The organism is Providencia sp. NPDC089933 (genome assembly GCF_049545585.1).
GTDB lineage: Bacteria > Pseudomonadota > Gammaproteobacteria > Enterobacterales > Enterobacteriaceae > Providencia > Providencia huashanensis.
Map to the genome: position 1 here is coordinate 17744 of NZ_JBMWDT010000020.1, position 21530 is coordinate 39273.

Annotated in this window: 22 protein-coding genes; 9 read left to right on the forward strand and 13 right to left on the reverse strand. The window is 39.9% G+C overall.

Translation table 11 applies throughout. The features are described from left to right. Positions 1-11 precede the first annotated feature (11 nt). The 6 genes from uppS to rpsB form a co-directional block, all read right to left on the reverse strand. Positions 12-764: a polyprenyl diphosphate synthase gene (gene uppS / locus ACPEH5_RS20435; protein WP_042848983.1), complete on the reverse strand. Its 753-nt coding sequence runs from the start codon at positions 762-764 to the stop codon at positions 12-14. A 186-nt stretch (positions 765-950) separates the two neighbouring features. Then, positions 951-2144: a 1-deoxy-D-xylulose-5-phosphate reductoisomerase gene (gene ispC / locus ACPEH5_RS20440; protein ID WP_281111269.1), complete on the reverse strand. Its 1194-nt coding sequence runs from the start codon at positions 2142-2144 to the stop codon at positions 951-953. 146 nt (positions 2145-2290) lie between these two features. Beyond that, complete coding sequence (gene frr / locus ACPEH5_RS20445) at positions 2291-2848, reverse strand: ribosome recycling factor (RefSeq protein ID WP_042848985.1); 558 nt, start codon at positions 2846-2848, stop codon at positions 2291-2293. 108 nt (positions 2849-2956) lie between these two features. Further along, complete coding sequence (pyrH, locus tag ACPEH5_RS20450; protein ID WP_042848986.1) at positions 2957-3685, reverse strand: UMP kinase; 729 nt, start codon at positions 3683-3685, stop codon at positions 2957-2959. A gap of 243 nt (positions 3686-3928) precedes the next feature. Then, positions 3929-4780, reverse strand: coding sequence for a translation elongation factor Ts (gene tsf, locus ACPEH5_RS20455; protein ID WP_042848987.1), 852 nt, complete (start codon positions 4778-4780; stop codon positions 3929-3931). Between the two features lie 144 nt (positions 4781-4924). Continuing rightward, the gene (rpsB, locus tag ACPEH5_RS20460; protein WP_004257504.1) at positions 4925-5650 is read right to left on the reverse strand and encodes a 30S ribosomal protein S2; all 726 of its coding nucleotides are present in this window, start codon (positions 5648-5650) and stop codon (positions 4925-4927) included. 679 nt (positions 5651-6329) lie between these two features. Here rpsB and map point away from each other — a divergent pair. From map to ACPEH5_RS20480, 4 genes are all read left to right on the forward strand, one after another. Continuing rightward, positions 6330-7127: a type I methionyl aminopeptidase gene (gene map / locus ACPEH5_RS20465; RefSeq protein WP_042848988.1), complete on the forward strand. Its 798-nt coding sequence runs from the start codon at positions 6330-6332 to the stop codon at positions 7125-7127. 108 nt (positions 7128-7235) lie between these two features. Continuing rightward, a complete protein-coding gene (gene glnD / locus ACPEH5_RS20470) occupies positions 7236-9872 on the forward strand; it encodes a bifunctional uridylyltransferase/uridylyl-removing protein GlnD (RefSeq protein ID WP_129466375.1) in 2637 nt (878 codons plus the stop codon). A gap of 62 nt (positions 9873-9934) precedes the next feature. After that, a complete protein-coding gene (dapD, locus tag ACPEH5_RS20475) occupies positions 9935-10762 on the forward strand; it encodes a 2,3,4,5-tetrahydropyridine-2,6-dicarboxylate N-succinyltransferase (protein ID WP_042848990.1) in 828 nt (275 codons plus the stop codon). Positions 10763-11194: 432 nt separating this feature from the next. Then, on the forward strand, positions 11195-11575 hold the full coding sequence (locus ACPEH5_RS20480; RefSeq protein ID WP_042848991.1) for a DUF3461 family protein: 381 nt from the start codon (positions 11195-11197) through the stop codon (positions 11573-11575). Between the two features lie 82 nt (positions 11576-11657). Here the strand turns inward: ACPEH5_RS20480 and ACPEH5_RS20485 are convergent, their stop codons facing one another. Genes ACPEH5_RS20485 through ACPEH5_RS20495 form a run of 3 tightly spaced genes read right to left on the reverse strand, consistent with a single transcriptional unit; the run spans position 11658 to position 13232 of the window. Then, positions 11658-12110 (reverse strand): flavodoxin, encoded by a 453-nt coding sequence (locus ACPEH5_RS20485; protein ID WP_042848992.1) that lies wholly within the window; start codon positions 12108-12110, stop codon positions 11658-11660. A gap of 17 nt (positions 12111-12127) precedes the next feature. Beyond that, complete coding sequence (gene truC / locus ACPEH5_RS20490) at positions 12128-12889, reverse strand: tRNA pseudouridine(65) synthase TruC (protein ID WP_042848993.1); 762 nt, start codon at positions 12887-12889, stop codon at positions 12128-12130. Between the two features lie 7 nt (positions 12890-12896). Further along, complete coding sequence (locus ACPEH5_RS20495) at positions 12897-13232, reverse strand: YqcC family protein (RefSeq protein ID WP_042848994.1); 336 nt, start codon at positions 13230-13232, stop codon at positions 12897-12899. Between the two features lie 248 nt (positions 13233-13480). Here ACPEH5_RS20495 and ACPEH5_RS20500 point away from each other — a divergent pair, with 248 nt between their 5' ends. After that, positions 13481-14377, forward strand: a complete 897-nt coding sequence (locus tag ACPEH5_RS20500) for a DUF535 family protein (protein ID WP_042848995.1) — start codon at positions 13481-13483, stop codon at positions 14375-14377. A 527-nt stretch (positions 14378-14904) separates the two neighbouring features. Here ACPEH5_RS20500 and syd read toward each other — a convergent pair. Further along, positions 14905-15465, reverse strand: a complete 561-nt coding sequence (gene syd / locus ACPEH5_RS20505; protein WP_042848996.1) for a SecY-interacting protein — start codon at positions 15463-15465, stop codon at positions 14905-14907. 144 nt (positions 15466-15609) lie between these two features. Here syd and queF point away from each other — a divergent pair, with 144 nt between their 5' ends. After that, on the forward strand, positions 15610-16455 hold the full coding sequence (queF, locus tag ACPEH5_RS20510; protein ID WP_129466376.1) for an NADPH-dependent 7-cyano-7-deazaguanine reductase QueF: 846 nt from the start codon (positions 15610-15612) through the stop codon (positions 16453-16455). A gap of 299 nt (positions 16456-16754) precedes the next feature. Here the strand turns inward: queF and ACPEH5_RS20515 are convergent, their stop codons facing one another. The 3 genes from ACPEH5_RS20515 to ACPEH5_RS20525 all read right to left on the reverse strand — a co-directional run bounded on the left by ACPEH5_RS20515 (position 16755) and on the right by ACPEH5_RS20525 (position 20515). Further along, positions 16755-19253: a phage tailspike protein gene (locus tag ACPEH5_RS20515; protein ID WP_348638187.1), complete on the reverse strand. Its 2499-nt coding sequence runs from the start codon at positions 19251-19253 to the stop codon at positions 16755-16757. A gap of 123 nt (positions 19254-19376) precedes the next feature. After that, positions 19377-20294, reverse strand: a complete 918-nt coding sequence (locus ACPEH5_RS20520) for a phage antirepressor N-terminal domain-containing protein (protein ID WP_281111270.1) — start codon at positions 20292-20294, stop codon at positions 19377-19379. Positions 20295-20365: 71 nt separating this feature from the next. After that, positions 20366-20515, reverse strand: a complete 150-nt coding sequence (locus ACPEH5_RS20525; RefSeq protein ID WP_004255403.1) for an Arc family DNA-binding protein — start codon at positions 20513-20515, stop codon at positions 20366-20368. 107 nt (positions 20516-20622) lie between these two features. On the opposite strand from ACPEH5_RS20525, the gene ACPEH5_RS20530 reads away from it, so the two are divergent. Genes ACPEH5_RS20530 through ACPEH5_RS20540 form a run of 3 tightly spaced genes read left to right on the forward strand, consistent with a single transcriptional unit; the run spans position 20623 to position 21528 of the window. Then, on the forward strand, positions 20623-20886 hold the full coding sequence (locus ACPEH5_RS20530) for an Arc family DNA-binding protein (protein WP_281111271.1): 264 nt from the start codon (positions 20623-20625) through the stop codon (positions 20884-20886). Then, a complete protein-coding gene (locus ACPEH5_RS20535) occupies positions 20883-21227 on the forward strand; it encodes a hypothetical protein (protein ID WP_281111272.1) in 345 nt (114 codons plus the stop codon). The genes ACPEH5_RS20530 and ACPEH5_RS20535 overlap by 4 nt, the downstream gene beginning before the upstream one ends. Then, positions 21220-21528 (forward strand): hypothetical protein, encoded by a 309-nt coding sequence (locus tag ACPEH5_RS20540; protein WP_281111273.1) that lies wholly within the window; start codon positions 21220-21222, stop codon positions 21526-21528. The genes ACPEH5_RS20535 and ACPEH5_RS20540 overlap by 8 nt, the downstream gene beginning before the upstream one ends. The last annotated feature ends 2 nt before the right edge of the window (positions 21529-21530 follow it).

Genomic DNA, 21530 nt, shown 5'->3' on the forward strand with positions numbered 1-21530 from the left:
TCTTTCCCCTATTATTTGACGAGTTCATCATCTGATTCAGCTCCACCATAACGACGCTCGCGCTTACTAAAAGCATCAACTGCATCCTGAAACACCATTTCATCAAAATCTGGCCACAAAACGTTGGTGAAATAAAATTCCGCATAAGCGACTTGCCATAACAGGAAGTTGCTGATGCGATGCTCCCCTCCTGTTCTTATAACCAAATCGACATTTTCTTGGTCATGCATACAAATTTCACTATTAATGGTTTCTTCATTGATATCATCAATAGAGAGTTCACCATTTTGTACTTTCGAAAATACCTGTTTCACACTGTTGGTTATATCCCAACGGCCACCGTAATTTGCGGCAATATTCAGTTTCAAACCTGTATTGTTTTGCGTGAGTGCCTCTGCCTTATCGATTCTTTTTTTGAGACGATCACTAAAACGACTTACATCACCGATAACCTTTAATTTTACATTGTTTTTATGCAGGTTTTTAACTTCATTGTCGAGAGCAAAAACAAATAATTCCATCAAAGAACTCACTTCTTTTTCTGGCCGTCTCCAGTTTTCACTACTAAATGCATACAGTGTAAGGGAGCTAATTTTATTTTTTACCGCAAAACGCACTGAATTACGAACAGATTCAACACCTGCCTTATGACCTGTAATTCTGAGTTTTCCTCTCTGTTTAGCCCATCGCCCATTACCATCCATAATGATAGCGACATGCTTAGGTATCATCGAATCAGAGAGATTTTCACCACTAGAGTTCATTAAATGTTAATCCTTGTGAGTACTGCTTTAAAAATACAGCCCAATAATAACCACTATTATTAAGTTTGCTGATAAGACACATCCTTAATTCGCTACAAAATACTATGTTATCTTTCTTTTTTTAAACACATCACATATTAAAGATATAATGTGGCTATCAGCAACTAAATAAATCACATACTGAGGTTAAACTGCCTGAGCGATTATTTTTACCGCATTTTTGCGGGCTTGCTCATCGATTTCTAAGACCTCATCAATAGAAACTGGTTCAGAAAAAACTTGTGCATCTAGTACTTTGTGGTTAATTTTTGCTATATCTGTAAAACGAATTTTACCGTTAAGGAAAGCGGCAACGGCCACTTCATTTGCTGCATTTAATGTAGTTGTTGCCGCTTGGCCTTCATGGCAAGCATCTATAGCTAACTTCAAACAAGGATAACGTTGATAGTCTGGCTGAACAAACGTTAATGATGAAAGAGTGGCAAAATCGAGAGGTTCTGCACCAGACATTATACGTTGAGGATAAGCCATACTATATGAAATTGGTGTGCGCATATCAGGCGTACCCAATTGAGCAATCACACTGCCATCTTTATACCGTACCATTGAATGGATAACTGACTGAGGGTGAATAATGACCTCCATCTGCTCAGCACTCGCATTGAAGAAATAACAAGCTTCAATATATTCTAGCCCTTTATTCATCATTGTCGCCGAATCTACTGAAATTTTTCTTCCCATCGACCAATTCGGGTGATTGCAGGCTTCATCAGGTGTCACGTTATCAAAATGAGATAATGGGGTATCTCTAAAAGGGCCGCCTGAGCCAGTTAAAACAATACTTGATATACCAGAAGCAGATAGATCAGCAAACCCTAAATTAAGCTGAATAACTTCAGGTAAGCTTTGAAAAATAGCGTTATGCTCACTATCAATAGGAAAAACTGTCGCATTGTGTTGACGAATCTCATTAAAGAATAAACGGCCACTCGTAATCAGAGACTCTTTATTCGCTAATAATATTCTTTTGCCTTTTCTGATCGCGGCTAAAGTAGGAAGTAAGCCCGCCACACCAGTAATCGCTGACATAACTTGGTCAGCATCGTCAAGCCCTGCGAGCTCAATTGCAGCTTGGTTTCCTGACAACACTTCCGTTTTATTGTTATTTTCAGTCAAAATAGCCCGTAATGCTTTGGCTGAAGACTCATCCGCCATTGATACATATTTCGGATTAAACTCAAGGCATTGTTTAGCCATTTCAGCAACGTTTTGCCCTGCGACTAAAGCAAGAATTTGAAATTTTTCGGGGTTTTGGCGAACAACAGAAAGTGTATTTGTACCAATTGAGCCTGTGGAACCTAGGATTGTCAGACGTTTCATAGTGATTGGTTACTCTGTATTAAATCAATACTGAGATTATATCAGCTTAGAGGTTAGAAAGGATTTTTTAATAGATATGAAAACAATAAAGCCACACTAACACATACTTTTTACGGTATGCTTTGGTGGCTTTATATCAAGATGGATTAAAACTCCATCAATTCCGTTTCTTTTTGCGCTAATGACTCATCAACTTTCTTGATGTAGCTATCAGTTAGCTTTTGGATTTCATCCTGTGAACGGCGCTCGTCATCTTCACTAATTTCTTTATCTTTCAGTAAAGCTTTGACTTTATCGTTAGCATCACGGCGAACGTTGCGAACTGCGATACGGCCTTGTTCTGCTTCACCACGAACCACTTTGATTAAGTCTTTACGGCGTTCTTCCGTTAATGGAGGAAGTGGAACACGGATAACTGTACCTGCCGATGAAGGGTTCAAACCTAAATCAGAAGCCATAATCGCTTTTTCAATAGCCGGTGACATGCTACGGTCAAAAACAGAAATTGCTAATGTACGGGAGTCCTCAACCGTCACGTTAGCTAACTGACGTAGAGGTGTTGCTGAACCGTAATATTCAACAGTGATGCCATCTAAGAGGCTTGGAGATGCACGGCCTGTACGGACTTTGCTAATTTGGTTTTTAAATGCTTCTAGGCTCTTTTCCATACGGTCTTGAGCATCTTTTTGGATTTCATTAATCACGTTTTCAACCCTTAAGAACTGGTTATTAAAGGCCGCGATGCGACCTCGCTTAAATAGTCTGAATTTATGTTAGATAATACATTTAAACTCAGGTTATGTCTCTGAGTATTAATTGTGAGAAATCAGGGTACCTTCATTTTCACCCATTACGGCACGGCGTAAAGCGCCCGGCTTATTCATGTTAAAAACACGAATAGGTAAGTTATGATCGCGCGCCAGAGTGAAGGCAGCTAAGTCCATCACTTTAAGTTCACGTTCCAGAACATCTTGATAGCTCAGGGTTTCATAAAGAACTGCTTCAGGGTCTTTAGCTGGATCTGCTGAATATACACCATCAACTTTAGTGGCTTTTAATACCACATCCGCTTCAATTTCAATCCCACGTAGACATGCCGCTGAGTCCGTTGTAAAAAATGGATTCCCTGTTCCGGCAGAAAAAATAACAACACGGCCGTGGCGTAATAAGCTGATTGCTTCAGCCCAGCTATAATTATCACAGACACCGTTTAGTGGAATTGCAGACATTAACCTTGCATTCACATATGCACGGTGTAACGCATCACGCATAGCGAGCCCGTTCATCACTGTCGCTAACATCCCCATGTGGTCGCCGACAACACGGTTCATGCCAGCTTGTGCCAAACCAGCACCACGAAACAGGTTACCACCGCCAATAACCACACCGACCTGTATACCCAGTTCTATGAGTTCTTTAATTTCCTGAGCCATACGATCTAAAACGCTAGCATCGATACCAAAACCTTCTGCACCTTGTAAGGCTTCGCCACTTAATTTAAGCAGAATACGTTGATAAACGGGTTTTGCATTGGTTGCCATGGTGTTCTGTCCTAACAGATTATTTATTGGGGTAACACACGTAGAATAATGGTTTTCTACGTACCTAAATTTAAAATTAGAATACGACAGTTATACACTAAATAGTTCGAGCTACATGTTGCTGTTATGTCAACGGCTCCGAGGGCGGAGTTATTCTCCGTTTGCAGTCGTAAAACAAGGCTAATACAGCTTGAAATATAACGTGTATAAAACAGAGCCGCCAATCGGCGGCCCTTAAGTTGCTTACTTGCTCATTGCAGCAACTTCTGCTGCAAAGTCAGTTTCAACTTTTTCGATACCTTCACCAACTTCATAACGGATGAAGTTAGAAACAGTAGCACCTTTTTCTTTCAGTAAGTCACCAACAGATTTGCTTGGGTCCATTACGAAAGGCTGGCCAGTCAAAGAGATTTCGCCAGTGAATTTGTTCATGCGACCAGTAACCATTTTTTCAGCGATTTCGCGTGGTTTACCAGATTGCATTGCGATGTCTAACTGGATTTGATGCTCATGAGCAACAACATCCGCAGGTACATCATCTGGAGTCACATATTCAGGTTTGCTTGCAGCGATGTGCATAGCAATGTGTTTTAGTAATTCTTCGTCTGCGCCTTCGCCAGCGACTAAAACACCAATACGAGCACCGTGCAGGTAGCTACCTACTTGTGCGCCTTCCAGAATATCAACACGACGGATATTGATATTTTCACCGATTTTAGCAACTAAAGTTGTACGAGCTTCTTCGAATTTTGCTTTCAGCGCTTCGATATCTGCATTTTTGTCCGCAACAACAGATGCTAAAACTTCTTTACCAAATGCTAAGAAACCAGCATCTTTAGCAACGAAGTCAGTTTCACAGTTCAGCTCGATCAGAGCGCCTGTTTTGCCATCGTTGAAAACTTCGGTCAGGATAACACCTTCAGCTGCAACACGACCTGCTTTTTTAGCCGCTTTTGCTTGACCTGATTTACGCATGTTATCGATCGCTAATTCGATGTCGCCATTAGCTTCAACAAGTGCTTTTTTACATTCCATCATACCTGCGCCAGTACGTTCACGCAGTTCTTTTACCAATGCAGCGGTAATTCCAGACATGTGATTTATTCCTCGATATTCCCCGTGAGAGTCTTCCTCACGTGGATAGTTCTGATTCATATATAAAAGGGGCCTTTATCAGGCCCCTTCTAACATATAGCAGTACCTGTATAGCAATACCTATAAATAAGGACTTAAGCCTTATTATTCAGCTTCTACTAAGCTTTCTTCTGCTTGAACAGCCAGATCTTGTGAACGGCCTTCACGAACGGTGCTTGCTACAGCGCCCAGATACAGTTTGATTGCACGGATTGCATCATCGTTACCAGGGATAACGAAATCGATACCATCTGGATCAGAGTTAGTATCTACGATAGCAAATACTGGGATACCCAGATTGTTTGCTTCTTTGATAGCAATGTGTTCGTGGTCTGCATCGATAACGAACAGAGCGTCAGGTAAACCGCCCATATCTTTGATACCACCTAAGCTGTTTTCTAACTTACCAAGTTCACGAGTACGCATCAGCGCTTCTTTCTTGGTCAGTTTATCGAAAGTACCGTCTTGCGACTGAACTTCTAAATCTTTCAGACGTTTGATTGACTGACGAACAGTTTTCCAGTTAGTCAGCATCCCACCTAACCAACGGTGGTTAACGAAATACTGATCACAGCTGTTAGCAGCTTCTTGAACGGCTTCGCTTGCAGCACGTTTAGTACCGACAAACAGAATTTTGCCTTTACGAGAAGCAATTTTAGTTAACTCAGCCAAAGCTTCGTTGAACATTGGAACAGTCTTTTCCAGGTTGATGATATGAACTTTGTTACGAGCGCCGAAAATGAAAGGTTTCATTTTTGGGTTCCAGTAACGAGTCTGGTGACCAAAGTGTACGCCCGCTTGTAACATATCGCGCATGGAAACAGTTGCCATTTAATACCTCTGTATATAAGTAATTGGGGTTATGCCTCCACAAATCCCATGCTACCGACTCTATGGCTGCGTTTAAACGCATAAGAGCACCCCGGAGCACGTGTCGATTTGTGTGTGTTATTACACAATTGAGTTTAAGTTTATCGCATATCCAATTTTCTATCCGACTAACAACATTTGAGCAGCATTCATTGATGCACAAAAAAGTGAGAAGAAATAATATGGATTGCCGGCGCGCTTTATACCATAAATCCAACTTAGAAGCCAACTTTTGTTGTTTTTTTCGCTAACAAAAATGACAAAAAAGCAGATTGATTAAAAAGCGGTTCACTCGGGAAATATGATATTCCCATTAATCAATTATAGACGCTATTTGGGCAGGGTAAAAACGCTGGTAGAGTAAAAATCTTATTTTCTATCGGTGTTATTTCTCCGTTCAAGATATCTTCATCATTACTGTGCATTTTGTGCTATAAAACACTTAGGTGAGTATAGCCTCAGCGCCCTACTCACCTATCTAAAAAACACTTAATCTATCGGTTCCTATCGATAGCTAGTTGGCAGGAAATGCGGTGGCTGTTACCATAAGTGTTATTGATGTAAAAAAGGTACCAAACCTATTTTCACCCCCCTTTATTAAACATGCCATTAATATATGTGGCATGAATGGATTAAACTCATGGCTATTATTATCAAAACTGAAGAAGATATTCAGAAAATGCGTGTTGCGGGTAGGCTAGCAGCGGAAGTGTTAGAAATGATTGCGCCACATGTTGTGCCGGGCGTCAGCACTGGTGAATTGGACCGCCTCTGTCATCAACACATCGTTGAAACGCAGCAAGCTATCCCTGCCTGTCTTAACTATCACGGTTTCCCTAAATCCGTTTGTATTTCCGTCAATGATGTCATTTGTCATGGAATTCCTAGTGAAGATAAAATTTTAAAAGATGGTGATATCGTTAATATCGATGTTACGGTGATCAAAAATGGTTTCCACGGTGATACGTCTAAAATGTTCATTGTTGGGAAACCGACTATCCAAGGCGAGCGTCTTTGCCAAGTCACATTAGATAGCCTGTACTTAGCCCTACGTCTGGTTAAACCGGGTATTCGCTTACGCACCCTAGGAAAGGCCATCCAAGAGTTTGTTGAAAAACAAGACTTTTCAGTTGTACGTGAATATTGTGGCCATGGTATTGGCGAAGGGTTCCATGAAGAACCACAAGTTCTACATTATGATGCTGATGATAGTGGAGTGGTGCTACAAAAAGGCATGGCATTTACCATCGAACCTATGGTTAATACTGGCGATCACCGCATCCGTACCATGAAAGATGGTTGGACAGTCAAAACCAAAGACCGAGGTTGGTCAGCACAGTATGAACACACTTTAGTCGTTACTGATAACGGTTGTGAAATCTTAACATTACGTAAAGAAGAAGAGCCATTTATCTCAGCGGTTCTGGTTAACGCCTAATTCCAAGAAGACCCCCTCACATTAGGGGGTTCTTTTTCTGTTCATTTTTACTAAAAAACCGTAAGCTGATATAAGTTTTTCTATCGATATCACTACGGAAAGATAAAGATGACGGCACTTCCTACTCCCTATCTCTCACCAAACCAATTTGGTCCCCACGACCTTGAACTCAGTGCCTTAAGGCAACATGTCGATGATTTTGACCATTGGCTAGAGGAAGCATTCAACCAAGGTAAAGATGTCGTTGACCTAGTTCATATTCGCAGTGACTACCTCGATGCTTTACTGACTCGTCTCTGGCAATCATTTAAATTTGAAAAACAGTCAGGGATGTCACTGATTGCGGTTGGTGGCTATGGCCGTCATGAGCTGCACCCACTTTCTGATATTGATATCTTAGTGTTAAGTAAAGAGCCACTACCTGAGACATTAGCAGCTCAAATTGGGCAATTTATTACTTTATTGTGGGATCTTCGCTTTGATATTGGTCATAGCGTTCGTTCTTTATCTGAATGTATTGAAGCCGGCAATGCAGACCTCACAACCGCAACAAATTTAATTGAATCAAGGCTAATTTGTGGTGACATCGCCCTCTTTTTACAGTTACAAAAAACGATTTTCAGTGATGAATTTTGGCCTTCCGCTGTCTTTTTTGCCGCTAAAATTGAAGAGCAACAAGAACGCCATCAACGCTACCATAGCACTAGCTACAACTTAGAACCTGATATTAAAAGCAGCCCTGGTGGCTTGCGGGATATACATACCTTACTATGGGTAGGTAGGCGTCACTTTGGGGCAACAACCGTCGATGAAATGGTGGGTTTTGGTTTTTTAACCGAAGAGGAACACCAAGAACTCAAAGAATGTTTAGTCTTTTTATGGAAAATTCGCTTCGCCTTACACTTAGTGGTTAAACGCCATGATAATAGACTGTTATTTGACCGCCAGTTTAGTGTAGCCAATCTATTGGGTTATCAAGGTGATAAAAACCAACCTGTTGAGCGAATGATGAAAGATTTTTATCGTGTCACTCGGCGCGTTAGAGAACTAAATCAAATGTTATTACAACTATTTGATGAAGCCATTTTGACCCTCAACCCCGATGAAAAGCCTCGTCCTATTGATTCTCAATTCCAGCTTCGTGGCTCGTTAATTGATATGATTGATGATGACCTATTCATTAACCAGCCTGCCACTATCTTAAAAATGTTCTACCAAATGGCCCGCTATCCCAATATTACAGGGATTTACTCAACCACTTTACGGCAATTACGTTTTGCGCGACGAAATCTTGTGAAGCCGCTCTGTGAACTACCAGAAGCACGAAAACTATTCCTAAAAATATTATGCCATCCTAGAGCAATCAAAGGTGCGTTTGTCCCTATGCACCTTCACAGTGTCCTAAGCGCTTATACGCCTCTTTGGAGCAATATTGTTGGCCAAATGCAATTCGACCTATTCCATGCTTATACCGTCGATGAACACACAATTCGCGTCTTGCAAAAAATTGATAGTTTTACCCTAGAAGAAAATCGCCGCGATCACCCGCTTTGTGTCAGTGTTTACCCTAAATTACTTCAACCTGAGATTTTACGGCTAGCCGCTATTTTCCATGATATTGCTAAAGGGCGTTCAGGAGATCATTCTGATCTTGGAGCCGAATTTGTGTATGACTTCGCCTTATTACATGGTTTTTCGAGCAAAGAAGCAGGTCTTGCCGCTTGGTTAGTAAAAAACCACTTACTGATGTCAGTAACCGCTCAAAGGCGTGACATTCAAGACCCCGATATCATTAAGCAGTTTGCAGCTGAAGTAAAAACAGTTTCGCGTCTTAATTATTTAATGTGTTTGACCGTCGCTGATATTTGCGCGACCAACAGCACATTATGGAATAGCTGGAAACAAAGTTTAATCCGCGAGTTATTTTTATCCACTGAACACCAGTTAAATCAAGGGATGCAAAGCACGCCTGATTTGCGCCAACGTATCCGCCATCACCGTTATCAAGCTTTATCATTATTACGGCAGTCCCCTACTAACGAAGAAAAATTGCAAGCGCTTTGGTCCCGTTGTCACGCCGACTATTTTTTGCGTCACACCCCATCACAACTGGCTTGGCACGCCAAACATTTGCTAGCGCATGATTTAAGCCAACCGCTTGTCCTGATAAGCACCCAACCTAAACATGGTGGCACTGAAATTTTTATTTGGTGCCATGATAAACCCCATTTATTTGCAGCTGTTGCTAGTGAACTTGATAGGCGTAATTTAAGTATTCACAGTGCGCAGATCTTTACTAATAAAGATAATATGGCAATGGATACTTTTGTGGTGTTAGAGCCTAACGGGAATGCATTGTCGAAAGATAGATATGAACATATCCGTAAAATGTTGTTGCTAGCGGTGCAACAACCTGAAATTTCGCTACCAAAACCACGCACTATTCCATCTAAATTACGTCATTTTACGGTTCCAACAAAAGTCAATTTTTTACATTCAACGAATGATCGCCGTACCTATATGGAATTATTTGCCTTAGATCAACCAGGGTTATTAGCGCGAATTGGGCATGTTTTTGCTCAAATGGAAATTTCGCTATATGGCGCACGGATCACCACTATTGGCGAAAAAGTTGAAGATTTCTTTGTGTTAGCAGATAAAGAGCACCAAGCCTTAAGTAAAAATATGCAACAAGAGTTATCAGAAAGGTTGACAGAAGCCCTAAAATCGAAGGATAAAATATAGCGCTCATCGCATTATTGCGGTCAACGCTTACTTTCATGTCATTCAAGAGGGAAATACAATCAATGCAGCATTTACAGGCGATCATTGAACAAGCATTCGAAGATAGAAGCAGTATTACACCAAATACCGTCTCTATACCAGTAAAACAAGCCGTTTTAGAGACTATTGCATTACTTGATAGCGGTAAATTACGTGTCGCAGAAAAAATTGCTGGTGTTTGGGTTACACATCAATGGCTCAAAAAAGCCGTGTTGTTATCATTTCGTATTCAAGATAACCAAGTCATTGATGGCGCTGAAAGCCGTTATTTCGATAAAGTCCCAATGAAATTTGCCGACTACGACCAAGCTCGCTTCGAAAAAGAAGGTTTTCGCGTTGTTCCACCAGCCGCTGTACGTAAAGGGGCTTACATTGCTAAAAATAGCGTCTTAATGCCATCATACGTCAACATAGGGGCTTATGTTGATGAAGGCACCATGGTTGATACATGGGCGACAGTCGGCTCTTGTGCGCAAATTGGTAAAAATGTTCACTTATCTGGCGGCGTTGGCATTGGTGGTGTTTTAGAACCATTACAAGCAAACCCAACAATAATTGAAGATAACTGCTTTATTGGTGCTCGCTCAGAAGTGGTTGAGGGTGTGATTGTTGAAGAAGGCTCCGTTATTTCAATGGGGGTTTATCTGGGACAAAGCACAAAAATTTATGATCGCGAAACTGGCGAAATCTTTTACGGTCGTGTACCTGCGGGGTCTGTCGTTGTTTCCGGTAACTTGCCTTCCAAAGACGGTAGCTATAGCCTTTACTGTGCTGTTATTGTTAAAAAGGTCGACGAAAAAACACGGGGTAAAGTAGGGATCAATGAATTATTAAGAAGTATTGATGAATAATTCCTATCAGCCACTACTTACCATCTAAAAACCTATTACTCAGTTTTTGTAATCATTTCATAGTAATTAGGTTAAACATGAAGCTATCCCGAAGCGCATACCTTGTATGCAAATCGGGTGGCCATATTCAATACACTTTCGTTAATATTTCATTTTGTGGTTCATCTGAGTGCATTAATTGCAAAGAGAAGTTTGTCAATTTCAAGAAATCGCGCATAATATGTCCGTGACTTTTGCCGTTTACCATCAATAAAACTGTATTATTTTATTTTTCATTATAATGATGCTATTGCAAAATGACGTAATAGGGTATTTCCAACCTACGTCTTTAAACCAGTAGTACCATAAAGGGAAATAGACCGATATTGTTACGGCCTTGCTCACACTATCACTTTGTTTACCGACTCTGTTCCTACAGTAAAGCGAGCTAACATGTACGATAATTTGAAAAGTTTAGGCATCAGTAACCCCCAAGACATTGACCGCTATTCCTTGCGTCAAGAAGCGAATAATGACATTTTAAAAATCTATTTTCGCAAAGATAAAGGGGAGTTTTTCGCTAAAAGCGTAAAATTCAAATACCCACGCCAACGTAAAACGATTGCCGATGGCGGTAATAATTTCAAAGAAATTAACGAGATCAATACTAACCTACGTTATGCGATTGAAGAACTAGACCAAATTTGCCAAACAGAGCAAACTGATATTGATTTAAAACACAAAATTCTTGATGACTTACGCCATTTAGAACATGTTGTTTCAAATAAAATTGCAGAAATTGAAGCTGACCTCGAAAAACTTACCCGTAAATAATTTACAGGCGAAGTGATTATATACTGCGCCGTAGCATTACCGCTATTTATTATAAATATGGGTAATCCCACGGTGCAGGCATTTAAAGTAGCTCAGCCCAAGCTTCAATCCAACTCTTCGCATATTCTTCTGGCGTGTCCACTTCAATTGCATCAATAAATAAAATATCACCAATACGTGTAGCTGATTGTTCGGCTAATAGTTCATCAAAACGGACCCCAGCCCCGCAAAAACTTTCATAACTGCTATCACCTAAAGCAATTAGGCCGTAACGTAAATCAGGTTGATAACCAACAACATCGTTAATTTCACTAAACAACGGCGCTATAGTATCGGGCAAATCCCCTTGGCCTGTAGATGAAGTCACAATTAAGGCAATTTCTTCACCTGAATTGTAGTGTTGCCAATCATTCAAGGTAGGTTCGTCAAAGACAACCACTTCATGCCCTTGCTGTTCTAAAATTTCTTGTGCCGTTTCTGCAACAGCCAAAGAGTTACCATAGACAGTTCCAACAAAAATGCCTATTTTTGACATAACACCCCCTCTATTTCTTATTCATTTGACGAATTAATAACGTTTATTCCTAACTTTACAACCTTATCTGACCACCCAAATTGTTCAATTAATGACAACCATTGTGTGTCCCACGGCGCAACTAGTGATATATTTTCTTTTGTTATCGGGTGATTTAAATTTAATAAACTGGCATGCAACATCAGTCGTGATACTGAAAAATTCGCATTAACTCCCCGGTTCTGCCGCAAATCACCATGTTTACTATCGCCAATAATAGGATGACGAAGGTGAGACATGTGCCTTCTTAGTTGATGCTTACGGCCTGTTTCCGGCCTTAATTCAACCAAGCTGAACCTAGATGTGTCGTAGCGCCCGATAGCAATAGGGCATTCAACGGTGGCGATTGGCTTACAATGAGTAATACATTCCTGTAAAACGGGCTCACGAGACGCGTGTTTATCCGCAATTTTATCTAACTCTTCCAAGAGTGGATAATCGATGGTTTGCTCTTCGGTTAAATAGCCACGAACGATAGCATGATATACTTTTTCTAACTGGTGGCTTTCAAACTGTGCAGCTAACAGCCTTGCAACCTCACTCGACAACGCAAAAAGCAATATACCTGATGTAGGCCTATCAAGCCGATGAATGGGATACACATATTGCCCAATTTGATCTCGCAGCGTTTGCATGACAAACACCGTTTCTTTGCTATCTAACCAACTGCGATGCACTAGCATACCTGCCGGTTTATTCACCGCAACCATATACTCATCGTGATAAATGATTTCCAGCATTAATTATTCACCCGCTCGTTTTCGCTGAAAAAAGGCCGTCTAGCTCACGCAAGTGATGAATAACCAATGTATAACGCTCTTCTTCGTCATGCTTATAAGCCTCTTCAAAATAAGGGGCAACTGCAAAGCTTGTCGGCAATACCGCTTTTTGCTCAATCAGTATCTGCAAGCGAGGGATCAAAACCCATTGTAACCATTCCGAAGCTTCCATTGTATCAATACAAAAGGGTTCAACACTTTTAAAAGCTTCAGGACTTGGTGGCTGTTCATTCCAAAGGGATTTTAATTTCATTTCCTCTTCTAGATGACAAAGTTTTTCAATAATGCGTTGTTCAATATTCATGCTTAAACCTATTTAATTATCACAAAGCAAATATACTTTATTTTTCATCACAATTCTGTCGGATAAATGGGGTTAAAAACGAGGAAATACAAGTTTATTGATATCTCTATACCATTATTTTCTGCTTAATTATCTGCTCGACTTAACTTGATAAGTTTCGTTGATGATTTGTTTCGATTGATAAAAGTAAAATCAAATGTTTTTCAATTTAATGCAAACAAAATAATTAACAATAAAATGGTTTATCTATGGGATTACTAAAGCAGTGGCGTAAGGAAAATAAAGTTTGGCGAGCTTTTAACTCAAAATATGTTGAATTAAAAAGAAAAATTCGTATTACTAAACTTCCTACTGAGCAATATAAACACTATCAGGTAATGTGCCAAAACTACCGTTGTGCTCAATTTTCGGCGGCAATTGAAGGTGTTCCTCATTTCATTGAACGACCGATTAATAAATACCTTCATAAGGCTTGGACTGGAAAGCAAAAGTTGCTTACGGCTAGCTATACACTTAATTTAGTTGAAACAACATTTAAACCTGAAGCTATCGAAGCCATGTTTTGTGATAAACGTGAAGGGCTTGTTGTGGCTAATATTGAGTTAAAATCAGGGGATTTTGCTCAATTAACCTTAATATATTCACAATACCCAAGAGAAGGTGACCTCACTCTACACCTGAAAAATGAAACAGGTGATGAGATCTATTTAATGAGTTTTTCTTTCGGCCCTGAAGGCCAACTTTATGTATGCTCCTTACAAGGGCCTTCAACCGAGCAAAGTGTTGACCAAGTTAGGTTAATTACTAAACAAATGCACGGTATGAGACCTAAGAATTTATTAATGTCCGCAGTTTATGCTGTCGCTACTTTTTTCCATGTAAAATCAATATTAGGCGTTTCTAACCAATGCCATATTAAGAGCCAACATTTAAAATCAAGTTATGATACTTTTTGGTTAGAGTGCAATGGGACGCAAACCGCAGACGGCTGGTTCCAATTGCCAATTCAAGAGCCTGTACGCGATATAGAATCAGTCAAAAGCCAACGTCGAGCTGAGTTTCGCCGTCGCGAAGCGCTGCGCGATGCAATGACCCAAGAAATTATTATGTCATTAACTAAAAACTCCCAGCATAACAGCCATTAATATTTCATTCGCAGGCCCTGCGTTAGCAAGAATGTAAATGATAACTAGCCGTTAATAAAAATGCCTTGAAGAACCATAACCAATAAAGCCTATTATTAACTCTATAATATTTATCAGGAAAAAAGCCAGTCAACCTTGGTTGACTGGCTTACGCTTTAGGACTTATGCATCCTGCAAAATGACATCCTGTCACTCAACATCCTGTTGAATAAAAGCATGTTAATAGGTGTTTTAACCTATTTAGCAATCCCTCGCCTTACTTTTAAAGATTTTTACACCCTATAATTAGGTATAAAAAGCTAAACTGACTTACCCTGTCCAGCGAGATAAGAATGTATGAAACCGCTTACTAAAACAACCTAGTATGGCTTGCAATAATTCAATAATATTAAATGAAATATCACGTACGGTAGTAACGCCATGAAATAAAAAGTTAAATAATTATCATTCTTATAAAAGAAAAAAACTTTAAGATATTGCTTAACTTAATTGTAAGCTTTTACCTACACCAAGTTGTAATAAAATGCTTACCCCTTTGGCTCCACAATGACAGTCAGCTCTTCAAGAAAACAGGTTAAATTCGAAGAAAGTACTCGTCTTTCTTTACTACCAAATTTTTCTAGGATTATTTCACCACTAAGATTACACATTGATATCATTTCAAGTTCAGAATCTAAGGTTGCAATAAACAACGTTGGCGGCAGCTTTAAACGCTTTTGAGTGACCAAATGGCCAATTAAATTTTCCTGTAAGCGAATAAAGTCATCCTCATTCCAAACTTGCACTAAATTAAGGGTAATATCACGAAATGTCGCTTTCATATCACCAGCTAACTGAGTGGTATAAAAAGTGTGGATATCACTTTGCAAATTGATATCTAATGCAGTAGCGACTTTATCCAAGGTTGCACCCTTAATTGGAAATGTTTGAGGCTCCCAATACACCCAGTTTTCGCCAGTGCGAACAATACAAGGGGATGGAATACCATATAAATCCGTTGAAGCGGGCGGTAAACCAGTTTGTTGTTGCCATTGAGAAACATATTTCTCAGTAAAGTTATGCAATGCGACAGAAAGTGTTGTATTCATATTTATATGGTTTTATAGCTGCGTTAAATTGAAAGACGTCAACAAGGTGGATAAATGGTATTATGGCAGAAGTTTACGGGCGAATAAAATGTACCAGTTTCTGCCTTTTAACCTCATTCTCGTTTATGAAGTACAAGGACCAATATGTCACACTACCAGAATAATCCCGCACTTGATAATTTAACGTTAGGGAAAAAAACGGCTTATCATGACCAATATGATGCAACATTACTCCAAGCCGTTCCTCGCAGCCTAAATCGCTCTCCTTTAGCGATCTACGCCGATGCTCTTCCCTTTCATGGTGCAGATATCTGGACAATGTACGAGCTTTCTTGGCTAAACCAACGTGGTGTCCCTCAAGTTGCGATTGGTTCAATCAGTGTTGATGCCCATAGTGAAAACCTTATTGAATCCAAAAGTTTTAAGCTATATCTCAACAGCTTTAACCAAACATGCTTTGAAACTTGGGAAAATGTGCGAAGCGTTTTGCAAAATGATTTAAGCCGCTGTGCTAATGGTAAGGTTAGCGTTACACTTTATAAATTGGATGATTTTTCCCATCAACCTATCCAACCATTGCAAGGGATATGTATTGATGATCAGGAAATTGATATCAATAATTATGAATTTAACCGTGACTACTTAACAAATAGTACGCAAGAAGATATCGTCGAAGAAACCTTAGTTAGCCATTTGTTAAAATCAAATTGTTTAATTACTAATCAACCTGATTGGGGCTCCGTACAAATTCACTATTGCGGTGCGAAAATTAATCGTGAAGCCCTATTACGTTATTTAATTTCATTTCGCCATCATAATGAGTTTCATGAACAATGTGTTGAACGTATTTTTAATGATATTACACAACTGTGTAAACCCGATAAATTAAGTGTTTATGCACGTTATACTCGCCGTGGAGGGCTTGATATTAACCCATGGCGAAGTAATGAGGATTTTACGCCTGAATTAGGTCGTTTAGCACGGCAATAAGTATCCATGTAGTTGAAAAACAATTGAAAGTAAATGTTACCCATGCATTTACAGTACAATTCACATATCAAGAACCCACTGGGTAAAGGAGTACTACTTGATTACTCATATCAGTCCATTAGGTTACAAAAACAATAAAAACACCTAACTATCAATTAATTAGACTATTATCAGCTTATTTATTATACAACAAAATACTACATTTCATTCTAAACACTTCAATAACTTACCCCTTCATTTCGAATGAAAAAGAGGGGAAATCCCCTCTCATTTTTGTGTCACAATTTCGGCACGGTTTGTTAAGCTGTCGGTTCAAACTTGCTTCCGTTGTAGTAACCGTAAACCAAACGCTCTTTTGTATCTCCTACCGCGAAGCTTATCTGTGCGCTTTTCTCTATTGAATTCCCCGAGGCTCTCGCTATTCCTCCCGACAACTCAATGTTTCCTGCGCCCGCTTTGAATAGAGAATTAAGATACATGTGAGTAACACCGCCGCCTGAATACCTGCCAGCACGTATTCTTGAAGCATTGTGACATACTATCCCTTTTCCGTTTCTCCCTTCACCCGCAAACCCATCGATATTCAAAGTATCACAGCTATTTAGTGTTAAGCTAAAGCTTGCGGGACTAACGAAAACAGCATCAACTATTGAGTTATTAAAAGTAAAGTTAGCCGTATACTCCGTCGTTGCTTGATATATATCTGCAATATCAACGTTTAGTGTAATACCCGTTCTTGCAATAACCGCAGATGGGATTGAGGATGGGAAGATGTTTCCAGTGACTTCAACAGACATATCCCCGTAAAATCCTGTCGTAGCTTGACCAGGTAAGCGGACGGGGTTAATTCTTACAACGCCAGAGCCTGCGGGTATTCTGACATTTAAATCGACAATTTTAATGAACTGAGGCAGCTTTCGACTGAATGTCGTTTGACTCGTTGGATATCTGAATAACTCAACAATATTCACCGTTGGTGCAGCATTATTGTTCGCAGAAGCTGTTAGTGACCCTCCATTGATGATAATTCTTCTCGGATAAAAGACCTCTCGACCAAAGTCGATATTATCAGCGTGCAAGCGAACAATACCCGTTTCCGCATCCGTTAGTGCTAAATCCCCACAGTTGAGCTCAGGATTGTCAACAATGATATCCCCAACCCACTCAGACCCGTAATCCGCACGTAAATCAATTAGCGTATTCACGTATCCAGATGTGCCACCCACACCGACGCAAAACTTTTTACAATCACTTGCTTTTAATGTGCCCCTGCCTGAAATTTGAATCGCTTTTTCTTTAAGAGTGCAACGCTCAGCAGTGAAGTTAAAAGCTTGTGCGTGAACACCCACGCGAGCACCGGTAATGTCAGTAGCAAAACCATCGCGGATAGTGTTACCGTCCATTAGTCCCCAATCACCAGCACTGTGATAGTTTCTAGCACCTTGACGTATCACTGAGCCGCCTGAAATTCCATACGCACTAGCTGTTTCAAAGTGATTAGTGTTATCGAGTGCTATTGCATCTAAGACATTGTCTCTACAGTTGTGGGGCTCAAAATAAGTGATGATGCGATTAACAAGGCTATCATCTGTTCTTTTGACTCCGCTTGCATTTACAGTCACATCATTGCGCGTTGAGTAGATGAATGATGCAATAAGTGAGTTTCCGATGGTGATAGATGGCGTATTAAATATTAATTTGCTTTTTTCAAGTTGATTAACAACAACTGAAACTTGTGTTGTCATTGTGTAAATTAAAGGGTGACTTAGTGTACCCCCTTTCCTGACTTCGACAATATCTCGCTTATAAACTGGCGAGTTTCTATCACCATTTCTGTAAATATCAATATCTTTCGAGTTAATTGATACGACAGCGTTTTCGTAAATAGCCAACTCAGGAACAACAGTATTCCCATTGACAAAGTTTTGGTTATTAACATTCGCTTCGATTAGATTAACAGTCGGCTTGACGTTGAACATCTTGTTAATATTCAATCCGTCATCAAAAACGAACTCTGATCCCTTCAAGTCCACATCCGTTTTTACGCTGACTTCAACGGGTTTTGATATACGAAACTTACCGCGATTTTGTTTTAGCTGCACGCCCAAGCGGTTAGCAACTAAATGAGCGCGTACTATTGCATCTTCGGAGGGCTCTACACCCGTGATATCCGCACCAGCGATTTCATAAGAAATATACAGCTGATTATCCAGAACTTCTCGCACAAATCTACCAGAGCCAATGGTAGGAGCTATAATCATCACGCCGTCATCAGCATCCGTATTATCCGCATCATAGCGAAAGAAACCACCGCCATACCCTTGGTTCTCAATATAGGAATCAACAAGCACTCTCGAGCCAGTGTTTAGCGAAGATGCATTGTATTGCCTTAGCTCACTAATTGAGTTGAATGAGCCTATGTTTTTGTAACCATCCATCTCCCCTAATCGATATTTAAATTGATCAGGGTCATACTTCAGCACATTAGGGTAATAGAATTGCTGTGCACCGTAGCTGTCATAAACAGCCATGCTGTGGCCTTCCACGGTCACGAATTTAGCAATCTGACCATTATAAACGGGGTAGCCCGCTTGGTTGATAATTAGCGGCTGAGCGACAGGGATTGTGCTTCCATCCTCATTTTCCAAATACACCTGAATTTGATTTTCTGGGATCGTTGGGTCTTTGTCGATTTGACCAATATAAATTTTTCCGTTACTCGCCGCTTGGAATTTCCTTGCGAGAGTGAATTGTTGCGAAGGCATCGAGACGACGACATTAGGGATAATATCTGACATTGCTTTCTCCAAGCGTGAGTAGTCGCACCAGTGTTAATCTGGTGTGTTGTTAAAATTAGGACGTAAAAAAACCGCAATTAAGCGGCGTGGTTGGTTTTGTTAGCCCATCCTTGGGCTATGTGGTTAGGCTGTAAACGTCTTGTTCACAACATCTTTCATTTTGGCAAAAGAAGCTATTTGACCTAGCGCCCATGACATTTCAATCATAGTGTGGCGTAGTGACTCAATTTCAGCCTTAGCTGCTGTTACATCGTAGCCAGCACTTTCTAACTTGCTTAAAATTTCTTTGCTTGGGCTTTTGGTCTCAGTAAGCATTGACTGAGTTACTTTTAATTGCCCGTTTTTGTAGAAGCACATATCTACAAATGGGAAATTGTCTGGATACCAAGTAAGCGGATAATCAATCTCAAGCTTTGGCGTAGGTAGCTCAGCTTGCTTCGGTAAATACTCACCTTCGAGCGGAACACGCGCAGCCAGTGATAATGCCTCTGTGAACTTGTCGCTATCAATTTCTTTGTACGTGCAACCAAAATGACTTTTTAACGATGACCACATAGTTATCATTGCTTTTGCTTGTTTCTCTTTAGGTAATGCTTTACCGCGATTTAAAACTAGCTGCTTAATAGCTTCTTGTTGCTCTGAACTAATACGACCAGCGATTTGTTTAACCTGTTTGCGTGGCTTAGCCTTAACTTCGCCAGTAGTCCAATATTCATAAAGTACGTCGTCGCATTCTTCTTGATACTGGATTACCTTATCGCGGATTTCAGGTTTAACTTTGTTAGGCATGATTGAAAATAACCAACCCGTTAATTTATGCATTGCTAAACAAACAGTCTCTTGAGCACCACCAATTGAAGGTATCACCATTTTGATCATACCTTTAGCAAAGCGTTGATTTAGCTTTCTTAATTGCGGCTCCCAAGATAGCCCCATTCCTTCGACAATTGGTTTCATCGGTACGTATGGTCTACCATCATGATTGACGATACATAAATTGTTACCGTGGAAAGGTACGTTAATTGTTGATATAGTATTCATAGTTCGTTTTTCCTAATATTTACGAGCTAACTCTAAGCCCAGCTTGTTCGCGCAAGTTGGGTTTTCCTTTTCTAGCAAGCTAATCCGTCCTCTTCCAAGGTTCTACGAATTCGGCTAACTATCTCTTTGCTGAAAGTTCTATCATTTTTTTTAGCTAAAAATTCTAGTAACTCTCTAATCTCTTCTGGGAACCTAACCGTTGATGGCTTTGACTTTTTCATTGTTCATCCTTGTATTCTTTTGTATTTGGTACGCATACATAGTAAATGGGTACGTCTTGATAGTCAATAGATACCTACTTAATCTATAAAAAAATATAGGGGTAGGTATGACAGAAAGAAGATACAGGCATCCACAGGTTAATTTACGATTACCTGTAGAGCTAAAAGAAAGAATCGCTGAAATAGCTGAAGCCAATGGCAGGTCGTCAAATCAGGAGATGACTGCTGCGCTTGAGGCGTGGGCTGATAGAAATAAACATATCCATGTTTTAACTATTTCTGACCTAGCAGAAAAAGTTGAATCTCTAGAGTATGAAATTAGCCGTATAAAAAAAATCATAAATATCAATAACGAAAAGGACGAAAAATGAGCGAAGAAGCTACCGAAAAAGAGTGGTTTGACTTTCTTAAAAGACTAGCGAAAGTCAATACTGCTAAATTTGCATCTTTTCTCAAAGCTACTGGTGCTAGTTCTTCATGTCTATCTTGTGGTCATCATGATATCAGCCTTCCCCAGATGGAGCTTATAGATAAAAGGACAGGTGAGCATATAGCGGTAAAACATGCTCGCTACGACTCTGTGATGATTATCACTGACGATGATAAATTCAATTTAGAAAACTATAAATACTGGGTTATGTGTGAAAATTGCGGTTACATCATGACCTATAATGCAAGTGTTGTGCTAAAATGGATTGAGAATAATGAGTAAAGAATACGCCACTCACATAAAAACTAGAGAGCCAATATTCCCGCATGATGTTCCTTTTGAAAATCGCATGTATGGTGGCGGAAATGGCGGAGGTGATGATATGCAACAAAGAATCAAAGAACTTGAGAAAGAAGTTGTCTCAATGAAAACAGATGTTGCCGTAATTAAATCAAATTATGCTACAAAAAATGATGTAACTAGCGCAAAAAATTCAATAATACTATGGGTTGTTGGTGCATTTTTCCTTACTCAGATAATGCCAACAGCAATAGAGGCAATCAAAGTGGCTCTTACGCGTTAAAT